General features: G+C 62.0%; 18 protein-coding genes and 1 pseudogene. 8 read left to right on the top strand and 11 right to left on the bottom strand.

Annotated elements, in window-relative coordinates:
• Positions 1 to 178: 178 nt before the first annotated feature.
• The 8 genes from NKI95_RS29455 to NKI95_RS29420 all read right to left on the bottom strand — a co-directional run bounded on the left by NKI95_RS29455 (position 179) and on the right by NKI95_RS29420 (position 12,536).
• Positions 179 to 1,807, bottom strand: coding sequence for an alpha-D-glucose phosphate-specific phosphoglucomutase (locus tag NKI95_RS29455; RefSeq protein ID WP_352721214.1), 1,629 nt, complete (start codon positions 1,805 to 1,807; stop codon positions 179 to 181).
• A gap of 3 nt (positions 1,808 to 1,810) precedes the next feature.
• A complete protein-coding gene (glgA, locus tag NKI95_RS29450) occupies positions 1,811 to 3,256 on the bottom strand; it encodes a glycogen synthase GlgA (RefSeq protein WP_352721212.1) in 1,446 nt (481 codons plus the stop codon).
• Positions 3,257 to 3,259: 3 nt separating this feature from the next.
• The gene (gene glgC / locus NKI95_RS29445) at positions 3,260 to 4,525 is read right to left on the bottom strand and encodes a glucose-1-phosphate adenylyltransferase (protein WP_254819896.1); all 1,266 of its coding nucleotides are present in this window, start codon (positions 4,523 to 4,525) and stop codon (positions 3,260 to 3,262) included.
• 35 nt (positions 4,526 to 4,560) lie between these two features.
• Positions 4,561 to 6,774, bottom strand: a complete 2,214-nt coding sequence (gene glgB, locus NKI95_RS29440; RefSeq protein ID WP_352721211.1) for a 1,4-alpha-glucan branching protein GlgB — start codon at positions 6,772 to 6,774, stop codon at positions 4,561 to 4,563.
• A 145-nt stretch (positions 6,775 to 6,919) separates the two neighbouring features.
• The gene (locus NKI95_RS29435; protein WP_352721209.1) at positions 6,920 to 9,388 is read right to left on the bottom strand and encodes a glycogen/starch/alpha-glucan phosphorylase; all 2,469 of its coding nucleotides are present in this window, start codon (positions 9,386 to 9,388) and stop codon (positions 6,920 to 6,922) included.
• A 175-nt stretch (positions 9,389 to 9,563) separates the two neighbouring features.
• On the bottom strand, positions 9,564 to 10,352 hold the full coding sequence (locus tag NKI95_RS29430) for an ATP-binding cassette domain-containing protein (protein WP_352721208.1): 789 nt from the start codon (positions 10,350 to 10,352) through the stop codon (positions 9,564 to 9,566).
• Positions 10,349 to 11,431: an ABC transporter permease gene (locus NKI95_RS29425; protein WP_352721207.1), complete on the bottom strand. Its 1,083-nt coding sequence runs from the start codon at positions 11,429 to 11,431 to the stop codon at positions 10,349 to 10,351. Before NKI95_RS29425 ends, NKI95_RS29430 begins: the two co-directional genes overlap by 4 nt.
• An 88-nt stretch (positions 11,432 to 11,519) precedes the next feature.
• Positions 11,520 to 12,536 (bottom strand): sugar ABC transporter substrate-binding protein, encoded by a 1,017-nt coding sequence (locus NKI95_RS29420; protein WP_352721264.1) that lies wholly within the window; start codon positions 12,534 to 12,536, stop codon positions 11,520 to 11,522.
• Positions 12,537 to 12,765: 229 nt separating this feature from the next.
• Between NKI95_RS29420 and NKI95_RS29415 the strand changes: the two genes are divergently transcribed.
• The 6 genes from NKI95_RS29415 (at position 12,766) to NKI95_RS29390 (ending at position 18,161) form a co-directional block, all read left to right on the top strand.
• Positions 12,766 to 13,995 (top strand): ROK family transcriptional regulator, encoded by a 1,230-nt coding sequence (locus NKI95_RS29415; protein ID WP_352721205.1) that lies wholly within the window; start codon positions 12,766 to 12,768, stop codon positions 13,993 to 13,995.
• A 2-nt stretch (positions 13,996 to 13,997) separates the two neighbouring features.
• The gene (locus tag NKI95_RS29410; RefSeq protein WP_352721203.1) at positions 13,998 to 14,444 is read left to right on the top strand and encodes an RbsD/FucU family protein; all 447 of its coding nucleotides are present in this window, start codon (positions 13,998 to 14,000) and stop codon (positions 14,442 to 14,444) included.
• Positions 14,441 to 15,364 (top strand): carbohydrate kinase family protein, encoded by a 924-nt coding sequence (locus tag NKI95_RS29405; RefSeq protein ID WP_352721201.1) that lies wholly within the window; start codon positions 14,441 to 14,443, stop codon positions 15,362 to 15,364. The genes NKI95_RS29410 and NKI95_RS29405 overlap by 4 nt, the downstream gene beginning before the upstream one ends.
• A 254-nt stretch (positions 15,365 to 15,618) precedes the next feature.
• Positions 15,619 to 16,761, top strand: a complete 1,143-nt coding sequence (locus NKI95_RS29400) for a DegT/DnrJ/EryC1/StrS family aminotransferase (protein WP_352721200.1) — start codon at positions 15,619 to 15,621, stop codon at positions 16,759 to 16,761.
• Between the two features lie 18 nt (positions 16,762 to 16,779).
• Positions 16,780 to 16,986 (top strand): hypothetical protein, encoded by a 207-nt coding sequence (locus NKI95_RS29395; RefSeq protein ID WP_352721199.1) that lies wholly within the window; start codon positions 16,780 to 16,782, stop codon positions 16,984 to 16,986.
• Positions 16,987 to 17,141: 155 nt separating this feature from the next.
• The gene (locus tag NKI95_RS29390; RefSeq protein WP_352721198.1) at positions 17,142 to 18,161 is read left to right on the top strand and encodes an LLM class flavin-dependent oxidoreductase; all 1,020 of its coding nucleotides are present in this window, start codon (positions 17,142 to 17,144) and stop codon (positions 18,159 to 18,161) included.
• Positions 18,162 to 18,217: 56 nt separating this feature from the next.
• On the opposite strand, the gene NKI95_RS29385 is transcribed toward NKI95_RS29390, so the two are convergent.
• The gene (locus tag NKI95_RS29385; RefSeq protein ID WP_352721196.1) at positions 18,218 to 18,844 is read right to left on the bottom strand and encodes a CDP-alcohol phosphatidyltransferase family protein; all 627 of its coding nucleotides are present in this window, start codon (positions 18,842 to 18,844) and stop codon (positions 18,218 to 18,220) included.
• 252 nt (positions 18,845 to 19,096) lie between these two features.
• Between NKI95_RS29385 and NKI95_RS29380 the strand changes: the two genes are divergently transcribed.
• Together NKI95_RS29380 and NKI95_RS29375 are read left to right on the top strand one after the other, a co-directional pair.
• A complete protein-coding gene (locus NKI95_RS29380; protein WP_352721195.1) occupies positions 19,097 to 19,570 on the top strand; it encodes a phosphatidylglycerophosphatase A family protein in 474 nt (157 codons plus the stop codon).
• Positions 19,571 to 19,665: 95 nt separating this feature from the next.
• A pseudogene (locus tag NKI95_RS29375) lies at positions 19,666 to 20,070 on the top strand (isocitrate/isopropylmalate family dehydrogenase); the annotation flags it as partial.
• A 150-nt stretch (positions 20,071 to 20,220) separates the two neighbouring features.
• On the opposite strand, the gene NKI95_RS29370 reads toward NKI95_RS29375, so the two are convergent.
• Both NKI95_RS29370 and NKI95_RS29365 read right to left on the bottom strand, forming a co-directional pair.
• A complete protein-coding gene (locus tag NKI95_RS29370) occupies positions 20,221 to 21,528 on the bottom strand; it encodes a type II toxin-antitoxin system HipA family toxin (RefSeq protein ID WP_352721194.1) in 1,308 nt (435 codons plus the stop codon).
• Entirely contained in the window at positions 21,528 to 21,779 is a 252-nt protein-coding gene (locus NKI95_RS29365) for a helix-turn-helix domain-containing protein (RefSeq protein ID WP_352721192.1), read from the bottom strand. Before NKI95_RS29365 ends, NKI95_RS29370 begins: the two co-directional genes overlap by 1 nt.
• Between the last annotated feature and the right edge of the window lie 223 nt (positions 21,780 to 22,002).

Raw genomic sequence — 22,002 nt, 5'->3', positions numbered from 1 at the left:
TCCTTGCTTCGCCCCAGGATGAGGAAACGACAGGTGTTGTGGTCGATCTCCAAGGCATTCGATCCGCCAGCGCAAGCACATCCGACCTGTCAAATATCTGCGTCGCGAAAGCAGCACCCCGATCGGCAATACGGTCCAACCCTCCTGATAAGCGCGAGGACAAAGTTGGATGCCAAGCTCACGTAATCACGCTCGGCTTGGCGCGGCCGGTATGGCTGCGAATCCCGGCAATGTCGTCGGCGGCCGCAATCAGGTCGGCAAGCGCCTCCTGGGTGTCGAGATCGTGGCGGCTGTTGTCCGGCTCGTAGCGCTCCACATAAAGACGTAGCGTCGCGCCCGAGGTGCCGGTGCCTGACAGGCGGAAGACGACGCGTGAGCCGCCTTCGAACAACGCCCTGATGCCCTGGTTCTTGCTGACCGAGCCGTCAACCGGATCGTGATAGGCGAAATCATCGGCGCTGGCGATCGTCATGCCGCGCACGCTGGTGCCAGGCAGCGAGCCAAGCTTGGCGCGCAGCTCGTCGACAAGCGCGTTGGCGCGATCGGTCTCGACCTCCTCGTAGTCGTGGCGCGAATAGTAGTTACGGCCATAGGCCGCCCAATGCTGGGTGACGATCTGCTTGGCGCTTTCGCCGCGCACGGCAAGGATGTTGAGCCACAAAAGCACGGCCCACAGGCCGTCCTTTTCGCGGACATGGTTGGAGCCGGTCCCGGCACTCTCCTCGCCGCAGATCGTTGCCATGCCGGCATCGAGCAAATTGCCGAAAAACTTCCAGCCGGTTGGCGTCTCGTAGATGCCGATGCCGAGCTTTTCGGCGACGCGGTCGGCAGCACCGCTGGTCGGCATCGAACGGGCGATGCCTTTCAGCCCGGCCTTGTAGCCCGGAGCCAGATGGGCATTGGCAGCGAGCATCGCCACCGAATCCGACGGGGTGATGAAAATGCCCTTGCCGATGATCAGGTTGCGGTCGCCGTCGCCGTCGGAGGCAGCGCCAAAGTCTGGCGCATCCGGCCCCATCATCTCGTCGTAGAGGTGTTTTGCATGCACCAGATTGGGATCGGGATGGTGGCCGCCGAAATCCGGCAGCGGGATAAAATTGCGGGCGGTGCCGTTCGGCGCACCGAGCCGGTTTTCGAGGATCTCCTTGGCGTAGGGGCCGGTCACCGCATGCATGGCATCGAAGCGCATGCGGAAGCCCGATTTGAACAGCGCCCGCAAGGCATCGAAATCGAACAGGCTTTCCATCAGTTCGGCATAGTCGGTGACCGGATCGATGATTTCGACGGTCATGTCAGCCGCCTTGACCGTGCCGATCGTGTCGATGTCGACCGGCCCGATATCGGCGATCTTGAAGCTCGAAATCGCCTTGGTTTTTTCGAAGATCGCGTCGGTCAGCTTTTCCGGCGCCGGGCCGCCATTGCTGGCATTGTACTTGATGCCGAAATCCTCATGCGGGCCACCCGGATTGTGGCTGGCCGACAGGATGATGCCGCCGAAGGTCTTGTATTTGCGGATAACATGCGAAGCGGCCGGCGTCGACAGGATGCCGCCCTGCCCGACCATCACCTTGCCGAAGCCGTTTGCCGCGGCCATGGCGATGGCCTTCTGGATGACCTCGCGGTTATAGAAGCGGCCGTCGCCGCCGATCACCAGGGTTTTTCCCTCGAATCCGTCCAGCGCGTCGAAGATCGACTGGATGAAGTTCTCGGCATAGTGCTCCTGCTGGAACACCGGGACCTTTTTACGCAGCCCGGAGGTGCCGGGCTTCTGGTCGGGATAGGGTTTGGTGGCGATAGTGCGGATCATCAGTCAGGCAGCCCTTTTCGAAAGCAGCAAGCGATAAAGTTGGACATATTTTTCGGCGCTTTTGTCCCACGACACGTCGGCCTTCATGCCTTGCCGCTGCATCGACGCCCACACAGCGGGATTGGCATGCGCCTCGACAAGGCGGCGGACGGCGTGCAGCAAGGCGCCGGCATTGGCGGGCGCGAATTGGAAGCCGGTCGCCACGCCGGCCGAGATGGCGGCTTCGTTGGCATCGATGACCGTGTCGGCAAGGCCGCCGGTGCGGGCGACGACCGGCACACAGCCATAGCGCAGGCCGTAAAGCTGCGTCAGCCCGCACGGTTCGAAGCGCGACGGGATAATGATGGCGTCGCAGCCGCCCTGCATGGTGTGGGAGAGCCCCTCGTCATAGCCGACGACGACGCCAATGCGTCCGCGATGGCGGGCTGCGGCGGCAAGCAACGCGCCTTCCAGCCCAGCGTCGCCAGACCCAAGGATTGCCAGCCGTGCACCTGCCGCGACGATGCCGTCGACGGCAGCCGCCAATATGTCCATGCCCTTTTGCCAGGTCAGCCGGCTGACGACGCAGACGATCGGGCTGTCATCGCGATCGAGGCTGAAGCGATCCTCGACCGCGGCCTTGTTGAGCATTCGCGCCTTGAGCGTCTTTGCCGTGTAGTTGGAGACCAGATGCGTGTCGGTTTCCGGGTTCCAGATCTCGGTATCGATGCCGTTGACGATGCCATGGAGATCGACGGAGCGCATATTGATCAGGCCGTCGAGGCCCATGCCGAATTCGGGCAAGCGGATTTCCTGCGCATAGGTCGGGCTGACCGTGGTGATCGCCCACGCAGCCTGCAGGCCGGCCTTGAGGAAGCCGACGCCGCCATAATATTCGACGCCGTCGAGCGCCATCGCCGCCGCCGGCAGGCCAAGCTCGCCAAAGATGCCGGCGCCGAACTGACCCTGGAATGCGAGGTTGTGGACGGTGATCATCGACGGCGTGCCGATCGCCTTGCCGTAGCGCATATAGGCGAGCGTCATTGCCGACTGCCAGTCATGGGCATGGACGATATCGGGCAGGTAGCCCGAGATGGCGCCGCCGGCGATGTCGCCGCCGACCTGGCTCAAGGCCGCGAACCGTCGCCAATTGTCCGGCCAGTCGGCGCCGGTCGCATTGCCATATGGACCGCCGGGACGGTCGAAAAGATGCGGCGCTTCAAGCACGAACAGGTCGAGCCCGGCAATCTGGACGGCATGCACCGAAGCCTTGCCGCCCTGCAGCAATGGATATTGCTGAACCGCCTTCTTTTTCCTGAAGGCGCCCATCACCTGGGGATAGCCGGGGACGAGCGTGCGCATGGTGACGCCGTTGCCGGCCAATGCCACGGGTAAGGCGCCGGTTACGTCGGCGAGCCCGCCGGTCTTGACCAGCGGAAAGATCTCGGGCGCCACCGACAGAACCTGCATGCACTACGATCCCAGCCTGTTGATCATGTCCTGCGTGACCAGGCAGATGCCTTTTTCCGAAACGCGGAAACGCTTGGCGTCCAGGACGGGATCCTCGCCGACCACCAGACCCTCCGGGATCCTGACGCCGTGATCGATGACCACGCGCTTCAGCCTGGCGTTGCGGCCGACATGGACGTCCGGCAGCATGACGACCTCCTCCAGCGTCGAATAGGAATTGATGCGCGCGCCGGTGAAGATCAGGCTTCGCTTCAGCGAAGCGCCCGAAACGATGCAATCGCCCGACACGAGAGACGACACGGCAGACCCGCGGCGGCCATCCTCGTCATGCACAAACTTTGCCGGCGGCTTCAACTCGGCATAAGTCCAGATCGGCCAGTCGCGGTCGTAAAGGTCGAGTTCCGGCGTGATGTCGGTCAGGTCGATATTGGCTTCCCAATAGGCGTCGACAGTGCCGACGTCGCGCCAATAGGCCTCGTTCTCGGCGGTCGAGCGCACGCAGGATTTGGCGAAGCGATGGGCGATGGCCTTTCCGTGCTCGACGATGTAGGGGATGATGTCCTTGCCGAAGTCACGGCTGGAGCCGGGTTCCGCCGCATCGCGACGCAATTGCTCCATCAGGAACTTGGTCTTGAACACATAGATGCCCATCGAGGCCAGCGCGAAATCCGGTTTGTCGGGAATGCCCGGCGGATCGGCGGGCTTTTCGATGAAGGAGATGATGGTGTCCTTGGGATCGACATGCATGACGCCGAAGCCGGTGGCTTCCATGCGCGGCACTTCGAGGCAGCCGACGGTGACATCGGCGCCGGCCTCGACATGCTGGCGCAGCATCATTTCGTAGTCCATCTTGTAGACGTGGTCGCCGGCCAGGATGACCATGTATTCCGGCCCATAGGCCTCGATGATGTCGATGTTCTGGTACACGGCGTCGGCGGTGCCCTCATACCATTGCGTTTCCGACACACGCTGGCTGGCCGGCAGGATGTCGAAACTCTCGTTGCGCTCGGGCCGCAAGAAGTTCCAACCGCGCTGCAAATGGCGGATCAGCGAATGCGCCTTGTACTGGGTGGCGACGCCGAGGCGGCGGATACCGGAATTGAGCGCATTGGAGAGGGCGAAATCGATGATGCGGGTCTTGCCGCCGAAATAGACCGCCGGCTTGGCGCGGCGGTCGGTCAGTTCCTTGAGCCGGCTGCCACGGCCGCCGGCCAGCACATAAGCCATGGCGTCGCGTGCCAGCGGCTGTGTTCGTTTTATTTCAGCCATTCCTATCCTCCCAGGTTAGATGCTCCAGACATAGCTCAGTCCGGGACGAATTCGAGCATGATCGTCGATAACGGCGGCAAAAGCATCGTCGCCGAAATGCCTCCTCCTTCCGCCTGAGCGTCGACGACGCCGCTATTGCCCTTGCCGGAACCGCCATAATCCGTGGCATCGGTGTTGATGATCTCGCGCCATTTTCCGGCCTGCGGTAACGGCACGCGGTAATTGTCGCGCGGCACCGGCGTGAAGTTGGAAATGACGGCGACCGGGTTGCCACCCGGCGCGCTGCGCAGCCAGGCAAATACCGAGTTCGCGCTGTCGTCGACGATCAGCCAGGAAAAGCCCTCCGGCTCGCAGTCGCGGCCATGCAGCGCCGGGCGCGAGCGGTAAAGATAGTTCAGATCGCGCACCGTCTGCCAGACGCCGCGGTGAAGCCGGAAATCGAGCAGGTTCCAGTCGAGCGCGCGCGCCTCGCTCCACTCGCGGCGCTGTGCGAACTCCTGGCCCATGAACAACAGCTTCTTGCCGGGATAGCCCCACATGAAGGCGTAGTAGGCGCGCAGCGTCGCGAATTTCTGCCAGTCGTCGCCGGCCATCTTGTTGAGCAGCGTGCCCTTGCCGTGCACCACCTCGTCATGGGACAGCGGCAGCACGAAATTCTCGCTGAAGGCGTAGACCAGGCCGAAGGTGATGTCGTTGTGGTGATGTTTGCGGAAGATCGGCTCCTTGGAGAAATACTCCAAAGTGTCGTGCATGAAGCCCATGTTCCATTTGAAACCGAAGCCCAGTCCGCCTTCATGCACCGGCTGCGAGACTTTCGGCCACGAGGTCGATTCCTCGGCGATGGTCATCACGCCCGGATGATGGCCGTAGACCTCCTTGTTCATACGCTGCAGGAAGCTGACCGCTTCGAGGTTCTCGCGCCCGCCTTTCTCGTTGGGAATCCATTCACCGGTCTTACGCGAATAATCGAGATAAAGCATCGAGGCGACCGCATCGACGCGCAGACCGTCGACGTGATATTTCTCGGCCCAGAACAACGCATTGTTGACAAGGAACGAGACCACCTCGCGACGACCAAAATTGTAGATCGCGGTGTTCCAGTCGGGATGGAAGCCCTTGCGCGGGTCGGCATGCTCATAGAGCGCGGTACCGTCGAACTTTGCCAGACCGTGTTCGTCAACCGGGAAATGCGCCGGCACCCAGTCGAGGATGACGCCGATGCCTGCACGGTGGGCACCGTCGACGAAGCGGGCAAAACCGTCCGGATCGCCAAAGCGGGCAGTCGGCGCATAGAGACCGGTCGTCTGGTAGCCCCAGGACGGGTCATAGGGGTGCTCGGAGATCGGCATGAATTCGATGTGGGTAAAACCGGTCTCGACCACGTAAGGGATCAGCCTGTCGGCGAGTTCGTCCCACGACAGGAAGCTGCCGTCGTCGTGAAGCCGCCATGACCCGGCATGGACCTCGTAGATCGATACGGCTTCGCGCCTGTGGTCGGCATTGCGCCAGTAGTTCCGGTGCGCCTCGTCGCCCCATTCGTGCGCCGGCGGCAGCGCCGTCACCGAGGCGGTGGCCGGGCGCAGTTCGGACTTGAAGGCGAACGGATCTGCCTTGAGCGGCAATCTCACGCCATCCGGCCCGATGATCTCATATTTATACGGGCGGCCAGCGCCGATGTCGGGAATGAACAGCTCCCAGATGCCGGTATCGCGGCGGTCGCGCATGGTGTGCCTGCGGCCGTCCCACTCGTTGAAGTCGCCGACCACCGAGACGCGCCTTGCATTGGGCGCCCATACGGCGAAATGCACGCCCGATGCACCTTCATGGTCGATGAGATGGGCGCCGAGCTTGTCGAACAGCCTGAGATGCGACCCTTCGGCGATGTAATAGTCGTCCAGCGGACCGAGCACGGGGCCGAAGGAATATGGATCGGTCAGCCACCAGTCACCGCCGGAATTCCTGGCATGATAGCGTAGCGGCTGGCGTTTGCGCAGCGACAGTCTGCCTTCGAAGAAGCCGCGGTCGTCGCGTCTCGACAGCTCGCCGGCCTTTTTGCCGGTCAGCGTATAGGCGGTGACGAACTCGGCATGAGGGACGAAGCAGCGGGCGACAAAGCCCTTCCCCGCCTCATGCACGCCGAGCACGGCGAACGGGTCGCCATGCGTGCCGGCGACAATCGCCGCGACATCGTCGGCTGGCGCCAGTCCGTCCGGCCCGCTTGTCGCAACGGTCGCGCGCGGCTTGCTCATCAGGCAGTGTCCCTCCTCGGGCACCAAGTGTGTGTTTCTAGTGAAGTTTTGAATTCGACAGTCGCAGGCCGCCTGACCTTCCAAGGGATGCGAAGGTCAAATCACTCCACTAGGGCCACATTGTTCCTGGTCTCATGCAATCACATCAGGCGGGCACGTGCCAGATGTCTTTCGCATATTGGCGGATCGTGCGGTCGGACGAGAACCAGCCGACGCGGGCGACATTGCGGATCGCTCTGGCGTACCAGTCCGGGCTGTTGCGCCAGACGGCATCGACGTCGCGCTGGGTGGCGGCGTAGGCATCGAAATCCGCAGCGACCATGAACCAGTCGCTCTGATAAAGGCCGTTGATCAGGTCGCGATAACGGTCCGGATCGTCAGGCGAAAAGACCCCGGACGACACCGCGGCAAGCGCCTGCGCCAATTCAGGCGATCCCTCGATTACGACGCGCGGATCATAAGCATTGTTGCGCCGCTCGGCGACTTCCTCTGTGGTCAGGCCGAAGATGAAGATGTTGTCGTCGCCGACGCATTCCTTGATCTCGACGTTGGCGCCGTCGAGCGTGCCGATGGTCAGCGCGCCGTTCAGCGCGAACTTCATGTTGCCGGTGCCGGACGCTTCCATGCCGGCGGTCGATATCTGCTCCGAAAGATCGGCGGCCGGCATCATGATCTCGGCAAGGCTGACATTGTAGTTCGGCACGAACACCACTTTCAGCAAACCGCGCACCGCCGGGTCGCGGTTGATGACCCGGGCGACGTCGTTGGCAAGTTTGATGATCAGCCTGGCGTTGTGATAGCTGGGCGCCGCCTTGCCGCCGAAGAATTTGACGCGGGGCATCCAGTCGCGCTCCGGATGCGAGCGGATCTGGTCGTAAAGCGCGACCGCTTCGAGAATGTTCAAGAGCTGGCGCTTGTATTCGTGGATGCGCTTGACCTGGATGTCGAACAGCGCCGAGGGGTCGACCTTGATACCGAGCCGGTCGGCAACGAGATTGGCAAGCCTCGTCTTGTTCGCCCGTTTGACAGCGGCGAACTTGTCGCGGAAGGCGGCGTCCTCGGCGAAAGGATCAAGCCGGTTTATCTCGTTGATGTCGTCGAGGAAACCGTCGCCGATCGCCTCTCGGGTGAGTGCCGTGAGGCCGGGATTGCACTGTATCAGCCAGCGCCGCGGCGTGATCCCGTTGGTCTTGTTGTTGATGCGGTCCGGGTAGAGCCTGTGGAGATCGGCAAACACCGTCTCCTTCATCAATTCCGTGTGCAGTGCCGAGACGCCGTTTATCGAGTGCGAGCCGACAAAGGCCAGGTTGCCCATGCGCACGCGGCGATCGCCATTTTCCTGGATCAGCGAGATGCGGCTGATCTGCTCGTCCGAGAACTGGTCGGAGGCGCGCGCCTCGAGCAGCACCTCGGCGTTGATGGCGTAGACGATCTGCATGTGGCGCGGCAACAGCCGCTCGAACAGCGGCACGGGCCAGCTTTCTAGCGCCTCGGGAAGCAGCGTGTGGTTGGTGTAGCCGAAGGTGCGCTTGGTGATGCTCCAGGCCTGATCGAAATCCATGCCGTGGACATCCATCAACAGGCGCATCAGCTCGGCTACGGCGATCGCGGGATGGGTGTCGTTGAGATGGATCGCCGCCTTGTCGGGCAGCGATTGCAGGTCGCCATACTGGCTGAGATGACGCTGGACGATGTCCTGCAGCGAGGCGGTGGAGAAGAAATACTCCTGCCTGAGCCGCAACTCCTGGCCCGCCTTGTGGGAATCGGCCGGGTAAAGGACGCGCGACAACGCATCGGCCTTGTTGCTTTCGGCGAGCGCGCCGATGTGATCGCCGGCGTTGAACTTGTCGAGCAGGATCGGGTCGACCGGCATGCCGGACCACAGGCGCAGCGTATTGACGCGGTTGGCCCGCCAGCCGACAACCGGCGTATCATAGGCGACTGCCAGAACATGTTCGGTCGGCTTCCAGACGTGGCGCTCGAGCCGGCCGTCCTTCGAGGTGACCGATTCCACCGAGCCGCCGAAGCCGACCTCGAAGGAGCGTTCGCGACGCTCGAACTCCCAGGGGTTGCCGTGATCGAGCCATGTCTCGGGCAGCTCCACCTGCCACCCGTCATGGATCTCCTGCCGGAACATGCCGTTGGCGTAGCGGATGCCGTAGCCATGCGCGGGTATATTGACGGTCGCCATGCTTTCCATGAAGCAGGCGGCGAGCCGGCCAAGCCCGCCATTGCCAAGGGCAGCGTCAGGTTCGAGCGCTGCAATGATGTCGAGGTCGACGCCAAGCGACGAAAGCGCCTCGCGCATGTTGTCCATCAGGCCGAGATTGGAGAAGGCATCGCGCATCAGGCGGCCGATGAGGAATTCCAGCGACAGGTAGTAGACGCGCTTTTCCTGCTGGGCGTAGGCCTCTTGGGTCGCCTGCATCCAGTGATCGACGATGCGGTCGCGCACAACCTTGATCGAGGCGGTGAGCCAGTCGTACTGGGTTGCAACGTTGGTGCCCTTGCCGACCCTGTATTTGAGGGCCTGCAAGACTTCGTCGGCGAGCGTCTTGGGATCCGGGTTTTCGAGCGTGGGCAGAGGAGCTTCGGTTGTCATCGCGCGCGTCATGCTGCCTCTCGTGACGTTGCCAGGATCATGCGGCTTTCACCATCTCTGCCAATGCTAATGCATCTCACCGAATGTTCAATCGATTCAGGCGACCGCAAGCCGGGTTGCCCTGCGGCAATTTGGTATTTTGAAACAGCGCGTTTGGGCCCCTCGGCGATGGGCCTCAAGTTCTTGCTCAAGCCGCCAGGGCCGCTTCCGGCGGCACCTTGGCGCCGGTCATGAAGGCGACTGCGTCGGACATCGTATACTGCTTCGGATCGATGACGCACAGGCGACGGCCGAGCCGATGAATGTGAATGCGGTCCGCCACCTCGAAGACATGCGGCATATTGTGTGAAATCAGCACGATCGGCAGGCCTCGCTTCTTCACGTCGAGGATCAATTCGAGGACGCGGCGGCTCTCCTTGACGCCAAGTGCTGCCGTCGGCTCATCCATGATCACCACCCGACTGCCAAAGGCGGCGGCGCGCGCCACTGCCACGCCCTGGCGTTGACCGCCGGAGAGCGTTTCCACCGCCTGGCTGATGTTCTGGATGGTCATCAGGCCAAGTTCGGTCAGCTTGTCGCGGGCGCGCTTTTCCATCGCCGGACGGTCGAGCATGCGCAGCCAGCTGCCAAGAAAGCCCTGCTTGCGGATCTCGCGGCCGAGGAACATGTTGTCGGCGATGGACAGCGCCGGCGACAGCGCCAGGTTCTGGTAGACGGTCTCGATGCCGGCTTCGCGGGCCTCCATCGGCGATTTGAAGGCAATAGGCTTGCCTTCAAGCCGGATCTCGCCTTCGTCGGGGGTGACGGCTCCGGAAATCGCCTTGATAAGCGACGACTTGCCGGCGCCGTTGTCGCCGATGACAGCAAGGATTTCGCCCGGATAGAGATCGAAATCGGCATTGTCGAGGGCAGTGACGCGACCGTAGCGTTTGACCAGGCTGCGGGCGGTAAGGATCGGTTCCTGAGTCTGGTTCATGCCGAGATCTTCCTGATCCACTGGTCGATACCAACAGCGATGATGATGAGGGCGCCGACGGACAATTGCGTCCATTGAGGATCTGTCCCCCAAAGCCTGAGGCCGAGCGCGAACACCCCGACGATCAGCGCACCGAAGATGGTCCCGAGGATGGAACCGCGGCCGCCGAACAGTGATGTGCCGCCAATCACCACGGCGGTAATCGAATTGATGTTCTCGAACTGCCCGGCCTGCGGCGAGACCGATCCGATGCGTCCGATCAAGGCCCAGCCGGCGATGGCACAAATGATGCCAGTCAGCGTATAGACCGTGACCAGCATCCGGCTGACGCGCACCCCCGACAGTTCCGCGGCTTCCGGGTCGTCGCCGACTGCGTAGACATGCCGGCCCCATGCCGTGTGATTGAGCACGTACCAGGCAATTGCCCCCATGATCAGCACCAACAGCACGCCATAGGTGAAGACGGCGCCGCCGATCCTGAACGAGCCGCCGAAAAACTGCAGCAGCGGTGCCGTCGCCTCGAGATCTTGGCTGCGGATGGTCTCGTTGCCGGAATAGATGAAGTTGATGGCAGCGTAGATCGACCAGGTGCCGAGCGTCACGATGAAGGGCGGCAGTTTCACCCAGGCGATGAGAATGCCGTTGATCAAGCCGCAAATCGCGCCGACAAGCAGCCCGACGGCAACGGCGACCGGCGCTGGAACACCGTAATGCATGGCAAACTGGCCCATAACAACCGAGCTCAGCACCATGATGGCGCCGACTGACAGGTCGATGCCGGCGGTGAGCACCACCAGTGTCTGCGCGATGCCGACCATGCCGGTTATCGCCACCTGCTGGAGGATCAGGGTGAGGGTGAAGGGAGAAAAGAAGCGGCCACCGACGACGACTGCGAACAGAACCACCGAGATGAGCAGGATGATCAGCGGCACCATGGCGGGGCTTTTGTGCAAGCGGTGCTGGATGCTCTCCAATGTCGAGCGGGAATGCGTCTCGAATGAAGCGACGCTGGCGTCGCTGGCGGCCAGGACCGTCTCGAATTCCTGCGGTCCCTTGCTCTTGGTTGTTTCGACGCTCAAGTCGGCCTCCCCGCCTGTGATGTGGAGCGGCCGAAACCGCTCCACATTCTCTATTGTTGTTTGAAGTTGAGCCGATCAGGGGATCAAATCAACCCCAGCACTTGCTGAGGCCTTGCTTCGTGTCGATGGATTCGATGCCGGCGGCAGGCTTGTCGGTGATCAGCGTGACGCCGGTGTTGTAGAAATCCAGACCGGGCGACGGCTCCGGCTTCTTGCCGGTGTCGGCAAAGGTCTTGATCGCTTCGATGCCGAGCGAGGCCATGAGCAGTGGATATTGTTGTGAAGTGGCGCCGATCACGCCCTCGGCAACGTTCTTGACACCGGGGCAGCCGCCATCGACCGAGACAATCAGGACGTCCTTCTCCTTGCCGACGGCCTTCAGCGCCTGGTAGGCGCCCGCGGCCGCAGGTTCGTTGATGGTGTAGACGACGTTGATATCCGGATCCTTCTGCAGGCAATTCTCCATGGCAGTATGCCCGCCATCCTCATTGCCGCTCGACAGATCATGACAGACGTTGCGTGCGTCGGTTTCGTCGCCGATCTTCTTGGGATCGCCGAGGTCGATGCCGAAGCCCTTCATGAAGCCCTGATCACGCTGCACGTCGACGGAGGGCTGGCTGGCGATCAGATCCATATAAGCGATGTGCGCGTCCTTGGCCTTGTCGCCCAAGGTAGCCTTTGCCCAGGAGCCGATAAGCTCGCCGGCCTTGAAATTATCGGTCGCAAACGTCGCATCCGCGGCGTTGGCAGGCTCGAGCTGCGTGTCGAGAGCGATCACCAGCACCCCTGCATCGCGCGCCTTCTTCACCGCCGGCACAATGGCCGCAGTGTCGGTGGCGGTGATCAAAATGCCCTTGGCGCCGTCGGCGATGCAGGATTCGATCGCCGCAACCTGGCCCTCATTGTCACCTTCCGCCTTGCCGGCATAGGCTTTCAGATCGACACCGATTTCCTTGGCTTTCGCGGCGGCACCTTCCTTCATCTTGACAAAGAAAGGATTGGTGTCGGTCTTGGTGATCAAGCAGGCGCCGACCCCGGCGGCCGATGCCGTCGAAGCAAAGGCCATCAGGCTCAGTCCGGCCGCGGCAAACACGGTGGATTTCAACAGTTTTGACGTGGTCACGATTTTCCTCCCATGGAACCATTTAGGATGCCGGCCAACCGGCATCTGCAGCGCGTCCGACGAAATCTCCCAGTGTCGGCGCCGACCTCAAGAGACACCAGTCCGCCAGCACTGTCAATAATTAAATCACTCTTATTTATTATTGACAACGCTGGATTGTTCACTCACTCTAGACCAAAAGCATTGAGGGGAAACGACGGGAGGAACAGGGGTGGAGACCGGCATTACGAGGCACGGCTCGCCCGATGCGGCCGAAAGCCGCCTGCACCGCGGCACCAATCAAAGCGGCATGCGGGACCACAATGAGCGGCTGGTGCTGTCGCTGGTGCGCCAGCACGGCAGCCTGGCCAAATCCGACATTGCACGCATGACGGGCCTTTCGGCGCAGACAGTCTCGGTCATCATGCGCGAGTTGGAGGAGGACGACCTGCTCGTCCGCCAGGCGCCGTTGCGCGGCAAGATCGGACAGCCCTCGATACCCATGGCGCTCAATCCCGACGGCGCCTATTTCATCGGCCTGAAGATCGGCCGCCGTAGCGCCGAACTGGTGCTGATCGATTTCCTCGGCAACGTACGCTCGATGCTGCAGCATTCCTACCGCTATCCGGCGCCGCGCGAGACGGTGGAATTCGTCACAAGCGGTATGAAGAAGATGCGCGGCGAACTCACCCCTGCGCAGGACAAACGCATCGCCGGGCTTGGCATCGCCATGCCGTTCGAATTGTGGAACTGGGCCGACACCGCCGGCGCGCCGCGCGAAATCATGGACGAATGGCGCCATCGCGATATTCGCGCCGATATCCAGGCGCAATGCGAATTTCCAGTCTATCTGCAAAACGACGCCACGTCGGCCTGCGGCGCCGAGCTCGTGTTCGGCCAGGCGGCGGGCGCGGCGCGCGATTTCGTCTATTTCTATATCGGCGCCTTTGCCGGCGGCGGCATCGTGCTCAATGGCCGGCTTTTTGGCGGCCCAACCGGCAATGCCGGCGCGCTGGGCTCGATGCCGGTGCCCGGGCCGGACGGCAAGCCGACCCAGCTGATCGACGTGGCGTCGATCGCCATGCTGGAAAAGGCGCTCAACGCGCGCGGCGTCGAGGCCTCGCATCTGTGGACCTCACCGGAGGACTGGGGCGAGATCGGCGCCGAGCTCGACGACTGGATCACCAGCGCCTCGCAGGCACTCGCCTATGCCATCGTTGCGGCGTCCTCTGTCATCGATTTCGAAGCCGCGGTGATCGATGGATGGATGCCGCTCGCCGTGCGCCGCCGGCTCGTCGGTGCCGTCATCGAAGCTATCGGCAGGATCGACGGCGAAGGCCTGAGGCTGCCGGGCGTTCGCGAGGGAACGGTCGGCATCCATGCGCGAGCGCTAGGTGGCGCCAGCCTGCCGCTATCGGAGCGCTTTCTCATCAGCTCGACCACGATTTCCCGGAGCTTCTGAGCATGCTGATCGGCATCCCGGCGCTGCTCGGCCCGGAGCTTCTGGCGATATTGCGCGCCATGGGCCATGGCGACGAGATCGCCCTGGTCGACGGCAACTACCCGGCCGAGCAGCAGGCACGGCGGCTGATCCGCGCCGACGGCCATCATCTCGTCCCGGTGCTCGACGCCATATTGAGCGTGTTGCCTGTCGACGACGCCGTGCCTGGCGCGCTTTTTCGCGCCTCGGCCAAAGGCGATCCCCTGCTCGCCGATCCGGTTCATCATGAGATCGAAGCGATCTGCGCCAGGCGTGTGCCGGGCCGCAAGGTGGTTGCGCTTGCCGGCGCCGACTTTTATGCACGGGTCAAGGCCGCGCACGCGATCGTAGCGACGAGCGAGCCGCGGCTTTATGCCAACATCATCATCCGCAAGGGCGTGATCTATCCGCCGGAAAGCAAGACTTCATGATCCTCTGCTGTGGCGAAGCCCTGATCGACATGCTGCCGCGCACCACGACGGAGGGCGAGCCGGCCTTTGCGCCTTACGTCGGCGGCGCCGTCTTCAACTCGGCAATTGCGCTCGGCCGGCTCGGCGCGCCGGCCGGCTTCTTCTCCGGCCTGTCGTCGGATCTGTTCGGCGGCCAGTTCAGGGAGGCACTGGGGGCCAGCAAAGTCAGCTCGACCTATGCGCACACCTCGCCGCGGCCGACCACACTTGCCTTCGTGCGGCTCACCAACGGCCAGGCGACCTACACGTTCTACGACGAGAACACGGCCGGGCGCATGCTGACCATCGAGGACCTGCCGGAACTCGGCAGCGAGATCGAGGCGATGCTGTTTGGCGCCATCAGCCTGATCTCGGAACCGGCCGGATCGGCCTATGAGGAGTTCATGCGGCGCGAGCATGAGCGCCGCGTGATGATGCTCGACCCCAACATCCGGCCAAACTTCATTCCCGACAAGGCCAGGCACCTCAGGCGCATCCGCAGCATGATGGCGATGGCCGACATCGTGAAACTGTCGGACGAGGATTTGAACTGGTTCGGCGAAGCTGGCTCGCATGAGGACGTCGTCCGCAACTGGCTGGATCGCGGCCCAAAGCTGATCGTCGTCACCCATGGCAGCGAGGGCGCGGTTGGCTATAGCAGAGAGCACAAGGTCACGGTCGTGCCGGACAAGGTCAAGGTGGTCGATACGGTCGGCGCCGGCGACACGTTCAATGCCGGCATCCTTGCCTCCTTGCACGAGCAGGGCCTGCTGTCGAAGACGGCAATCGCCAGCCTGCCGGAAGAAGCCATCCATAAGGCGCTGACGCTCGGCGCCAAAGCCGCGGCGGTGACGGTGTCGCGGGCCGGTGCCAACCCGCCATGGCGGCATGAAATCGCCTGACCGGCTGGCAACAGCCTCATAGACCTGCTTGCCAGCGATCACTTTATGTTTCGCCCAGCTAGTGGGGCGGGATACAAAGGCCACATCAAGCAGGCCGAAGCCCGGATTTCCCCGTGTTTAAGAGGGCAGATCGGAAATCAGAGGTAACAGGCTGCGACACTTGAGCAATTCAGGGTTTTGCCCCGCGGCTTTCTCGGCCGTGCCAAGTCTGCTACCAGCGGCCGGTTATCTGGCTAAAACCGTTTGAGGCCGACATGCAGTTCATCGATCTTGGGGCGCAGCGCGAACGCATCCGCGACAGGCTGAAAGCGGCAATCAACCAGGTTGTCGACGAGGGCCGCTATATTCTCGGACCTCAGGTCACCGAATTCGAAAACAAGCTCGCCGCCTATATCGGCACCAAGCATGTAGTCGCTTGCGCCAACGGCACGGACGCGCTGCTGCTGCCGCTGTTTGCTGCCGGCATCGGCCCGGGCGACGCGGTGTTCGTGCCGAGCTTCACCTTCGCCGCCACAGCCGAAGTGGTGGCGCTGACCAAAGCCGAACCGGTGTTCATCGATGTCGATGCCGACAGCTACAATATCGACATCGCAAGCCTCGAGGCGGCAATCGCCATGATCAAGGCGGAAGGCCGGCTGACGCCGAAGGCAATCATTCCCGTCGACCTGTTCGGCCTCGCCGCCGATTACGAGGCGATCATGGCCATCGCCAATCGCGAAGGCCTGATGGTCATCGAGGATGCGGCGCAGGCGACCGGCGGCTCGGCTGACGGCAAGATGTGCGGCTCGTTCGGCACCGTCGGCTCGACCAGCTTCTATCCGGCAAAACCGCTCGGCTGCTACGGCGACGGCGGTGCGATGTTCACCAATGACGATGCGCTGGCCGAACAGCTGCGCTCGTTCGCCTTCCACGGCAAGGGCGAGACGCAATACGACAATGTTCGCATTGGCATCAACTCGCGGCTCGACACGCTGCAGGCGGCGATCCTGATCGAGAAGCTGGCCATCCTCGAAGACGAGATGGTGGCGCGGCAAGCGGTCGCCAATCGCTATGCCGAAGGTCTCGGCGATATCGTCAAGGCGGCGCGTAATCTGGGCGGCGGCCGCTCGGCCTGGGCGCAATACGCCATCGAAACGCCGAAGCGCGACGGGCTCAAGGCACATCTCGGAGATAAGGGCATTCCGTCGGTCATCTACTATGTGAAGCCGTTGCACAGCCAGATTGCCTATCGCGATTATCCGCGCACGCCGACCGGTCTTGCGGTTTCGGAAGAGCTGCCGAAGCGCATCCTGTGCCTGCCGATGCATCCCTATCTGAGCGAGGCCGACCAGGACCGGATCATCGAAACGATCCGTAACTATATCGGTTCGAATTCGGCGCATGTGGCGGCGGCATAAATTCGAAAGTTTGAGAGAGTGGTCGCGGATTACATCGACGAGTTCATCATGTTCTGCGTCGGGTTGTGGATGGCTGGCGTTGGTTTCGGATTTCTCGCGGACCCGTCTCAAGCTCGACCCGGCCAGCAGCAGGCATGGTGGACCAACTTTGGGACCCACTTTAAATGGATGGGACCGCTATTGATCCTAATCGCGATATTGCTCGCCTTCGCGGCACCTTCCTAGATGCGCTCGCGCCGGCAACAGGCTCGGCATTGACGGATCGCTCATCAACAACGGACCGTTCACCTCAAACTGGGGCGGTCGGTTCCGATTTCGGGATGCTTTGCTCTGCGCCGAAGCATAGTCTGCACCTGTCTTCCCTCTAGGCTGGCTATTTCATGAAGAAGATTGGTTTCCTCTCGTTCGGGCACTGGACGCCCTCGCCGCAATCGCAGACGCGGACGGCATCCGACGCGCTTTTGCAGTCCGTCGAGCTGGCGGTCGCGGCCGAGGAGCTGGGTGCGGACGGCGCGTATTTTCGCGTGCATCACTTCGCGCGCCAGCTCGCCTCGCCTTTCCCGCTGCTGGCAGCGGTTGGGGCGAAGACCAGCCGAATCGAGATCGGCACGGCGGTGATCGACATGCGTTACGAGAACCCGCTCTATATGGCCGAGGACGCCGGCGCCGCCGATCTAATCGCCGGAGGGCGTCTGCAGCTGGGCATCAGCCGCGGCTCTCCGGAGCAGGTAATCGAGGGATGGCGCTACTTCGGCTACGCCCCGCAAGAGGGCGAGAGCGATGCCGACGTGGCCCGCAGACACACCGGAGTGATGCTCGAAGTGTTGCTGGGCAAAGGCTTTGCGCAGCCCAACCCGCGGCCGATGTTTCCCAACCCGCCTGGCCTGCTTCGCGTCGAGCCACACTCGGAGGGCCTGCGCGAGCGCATCTGGTGGGGCGCCGCCACAAACGCCACCGCAGAATGGGCGGCGAAACTTGGGATGAACCTGCAGAGTTCCACGCTCAAATTCGATGAAGGCGGAAAGCCGTTTCACATCCAGCAAGCCGAACAGATCAGGGCTTTTCGCGAAGCCTGGAAGGCGGCCGGCCACACGCGCGAGCCGCGGGTGTCGGTGAGCCGCAGCATTTTTGCGCTGGTCGACGATCGCGACCGCGCCTATTTCGGCGGCAACCAGGGCGGAGATCAGTTCGGCTATATCGAGGCAGACAGGCTTGCCGTGTTCGGCCGCTCCTATGCCGCCGAGCCGGACGTCCTGATCGAGCAGCTAAAGGGCGACGAAGCCATCGCTGAGGCCGATACGCTGCTGCTCACAGTCCCCAACCAGCTCGGTGTCGACTACAATGTCCATGCCATCGAGGCGATCCTGACCCATGTCGCCCCTGGCTTGGGCTGGCGCTGACGCGACTTTGTTGGAAAAGCCACGGCGGTCGATACGATGCTCGCGTTCTAGCGGTCTCACGGCTGCTTCCCGTCGGCTCGTTTCAGCATCGCAAATGCGCGGCTGATCCGTTGCAGCGCTGTCGCGTTGGCCAGCACTGCGTAAAGCGCGAACCCGCCCGCCAGAATCCAGGGCGAAGCCGCACCCATGGCGGTCGCGACTCCGTCGGCGGCGAGCAGCACGCAAATGAACACCAGACGTTCCATTCGCTCGAAGAAATCCGGCCAACCATCGTTTTCCACAGGGATTTCCAGCGCCGTCCGCGCCTTGGCGTAACTGGTGAGGATCCCGCCGGCGAACGCGAACATTGCGATCGCCCACAGATCGGCGACCCAGCCGATAGCCGCAAAGACGGCCAATTCCTGATAGCGGTCGACGACAGCGTCGAAATAGCCACCGGCCTTGGTGCTCATATTTGTCCGGCGGGCGACCGCACCGTCCAGCGCGTCGAAGGTGAAGGCAAACGCCAGGCAAAGGCCAAAGGCAAGACTTGAATGGTGATAGACATAGGCGGCCGACGACAAAGCGACGAGCGCGAGCCCGCTGGCCGTAACCTGGTTCGGCGTCATGCCGATCCCGATCAGCGGAGAGGCGGCCTGCTCCCATAGCGGGTCGATGCGACTTTTCATGAGACCGGCGATCATGGCGGCTCCTCTGATGATGTCGTTTCACCGAGCTTTACCAGCAATTTGCGGGTTTGTTCCACCGTCGCCAGCGTTCGACTTGGTCAACGCAGACGGAGAACTGGCTCAACAGCGATTTCTTTTTGGCGGATGCGGCCGGCGGATTAAGGTGCTCGCCAAGCTGACGGCGCAAATCGACCGGCGGTCTGGCGGCCGCACCCGAACGATGTGACTATGATTGCTTGCCATCCGTCGGAAGCCGGCCGAAACTCGATGCATAAATTTTCACCCAAGTTTGCCTACCTGCTCGCGACCTCTCTTGGCGCGGGATTATCTCCAATATGGCCGGGCACGGCCGGCGCAATGGTTGGAGTGGCTGTTGCCGCAGCTCTGATACCTGCATCGCCTTGGCTGACCGTGCTTGCCTATGCGGCCCTGTTCGCCGTCGGCGTATGGGCGTCATCGCATGTCATCTCCCGTACCGGGACGGAGGACCCGCAGATCGTCGTCATCGATGAGACCTTCGGCGCCGCCGTGACACTTTCCATGCTGCCACTCGACCCACTCTGGTGGGCAGCAGGCTTCCTTGCTTTCCGGTTTTTCGACGTCGTCAAGCCTTGGCCCATCCGTATCATGCATGACAAGCTAAGGGGTGGGGCCGGCATCATGCTGGACGATGCTGCCGCGGCTGTTGTCGCTGGGGCGTTGCTGCTCCTGCTGAACGGTTTGATTGAACATTTTCGGTAACGGCGACATTCGGTCTGCCAAGACCACGTGGTCCATCGGAGTTTAGCGCCACAAGGGGAGACCGGACCAACGCGAAGCTACAGGATTGCGGCCATTGGGACGACATCGCCCGTGAGGTCGCGGCCGATTTCCCGGATGTCGCACGGGACAAAATGCTGGTCGACGCGATGACGGTGCGCATGACGCTCAATCCGCGCTCGCTCGACACGATCGTAGCGACCAATCTTCACGCCGATATACTGTCGGATATTTCGGCGGCACTTGCCGGATCGATCGGCATCGCGCTGACTGCGAACCTCAACCCTGAGCGGCGGTTTCCGTCGATGCTCGAGCCGATCCACGGCTCGGCCTTCGACATCACACGCAAGGGCATCGCCAATCCGGTCGGCACGTTTTGGTCGGCGGTGATGATGCTGGAGCATCTCGGCGAGCCGGCTGCCGCGGCGCGCCTGATGCGCGCCATCGAGCGCGTGACCGCGGACGCGTCACTGCACACGCCCTGATCTGAATCAGCTGATTGGCCTGGTTAGAAAGTTACAGGCTGGCAAGTCCTTGGGTTGATTACATCCCGCGCGGCGTTGCTGCTGCTACGGAAGATCAATTGGACCGTCCCAATGGCTATCAGTCTGGTTGTGCCTCGATCTTCAGCATCACACCTCTTCCAGTCTGCGCACGCGAGCTTTGACCCCATTGCTAATGGCATCCGCGACTTGCGAAGGGAAACCCTTTGGGAGTGATGCAGAAACTAATTCAATTGCCGTTAGCGCCTGTTGGCGCAGCTCGTCAAAGATCGCCGTGACGGGTTTTGGACCAATTCCTGCCTTGGCGGCGGTCTGGAAGAAATGGCGCGGCAAGACGCTATCGATAAGGTAGTGGCGTGCGTCGCCTATAGCCATCGCCAACTTCATCTTGTTGCGCCTGATCTGTCCCGCATCAAGGCTGGTCTGCGCTGAGATCACATCATATAACGGCGTCATGCGGAACCGGCCGCCGGGAGAAAGAAAGACGCTAAAATTCTTGGCATGCCCATCTGTGGCGCCGAGAAGCCAAAAGGCGACCACGGCCTTCAGAACCGCAGCTTGATCTAGCTCCGGTTGGTCGCTTCCCTTCATCAGACCAAGGATAGCCGGAACCCCAGGCCCGCCATCGGATTCGTATTTCAGCGACGGAGGCACAGACAAAGCCTGGCAGCAGTCTTCCTGGGGCAAGCGCAGGAGACGGTTGTCACTCGTCCATCGGCGATCGAAACGTTCGACTACGAGCACGCGATTGCCTTCGAACTCCTCGATTGCGGCGACGGCGCACGGGAGCCCTAGGGCGGCTGTCATCTTGAGGCAGAAAAATTCGTTTTCAACACTGAAGGAAAGATCGATGCCGTTTGGCAAGCGTCCAATCTGTGGCTTGAGGATGTGTGTTGTAGCAGTCGTCGCCAGCGGCTTGTACCAACGTCCTTTCCAGAACAAGAGCGCAGTCTTTTCCTGAGCGCCAGCGATCGAGATCCGGAAATCCTCATCCTCGCCGAGCCCGAGGGGGGCCGATGCCAGTTCGCGGAGGAGACGAGCAATCTCGGTATCGTCAACGGGTTTGCCGTCGACGATACCGGCGGGGCCCGGCTCGACATCATCCGGCAGGAATTGCAGTGCGCCGACACAATCCCGTCCGACAGCGGCAAGCAAGTCGTAGGCATCTATCCCTTGAGCATGAACACGTTCCGCCATACGGCGGCGAATCGGGATGCTGTCGGGCAAAAGATTGTCGAAGACGGCAACGACCGGTGCACCGATATAGCGATCTTCGCGTAGAGGCAGAGACAGCGAGACTGGTAGCGCGTGCTCCCAGGCAAGCCAGGACGGATCATACTGAAAATCGATCGCGCCGCTGGATTGTCTATTCAGCCGCCCGACGAGACGGCTGTTCAAGAAGACATTGAGCGGGAGGTGCCGCCGCGGACGAGCCATCAGAAGACGTCCTCGATCTCGGTCGAATTTGCCCTGGTCCGAGAGCGGACAACCAATTCAAGGTCGAGCGCTGCGAGAATGTCGCAAAGCGTTCCGAGCTGTGTCCCGGGCGCACCATTCTCGACGGCCGAGATGGTGGCTTGGCGCAGCATCGTGCGCTCCCCGACAGTCGTCTGATTCAGGCCGAGTTTGCGGCGCTGCCGGCGGATGGCATCTCCGAGTTGCTTGGGCGTTCGGGCGATTTGGTCCACAGCGTACCTCTCTAGCTATGAGATATACGCTTCCGAAGATAAATTTCAATATGCGCTTCAGCGAATAAACTGGAAGATACGCTCCGCCGTATAACCCCCTCCTATCCCGCGTGGCCCTCACAGCCATGCCTCGACTTTCAGCTAGAGCGGTTCCCCCTTTGACGGAATCAAAGGGGATTCCAGATTTATCTGTTTTGTGATTCAAGATGCTGGCTGGAGTGGA

The organism is Mesorhizobium sp. M0306, assembly GCF_040321655.1.
Classification (GTDB): Bacteria; Pseudomonadota; Alphaproteobacteria; order Rhizobiales; family Rhizobiaceae; genus Mesorhizobium.
This window is presented reverse-complemented; position numbering and strand designations above follow the sequence as displayed.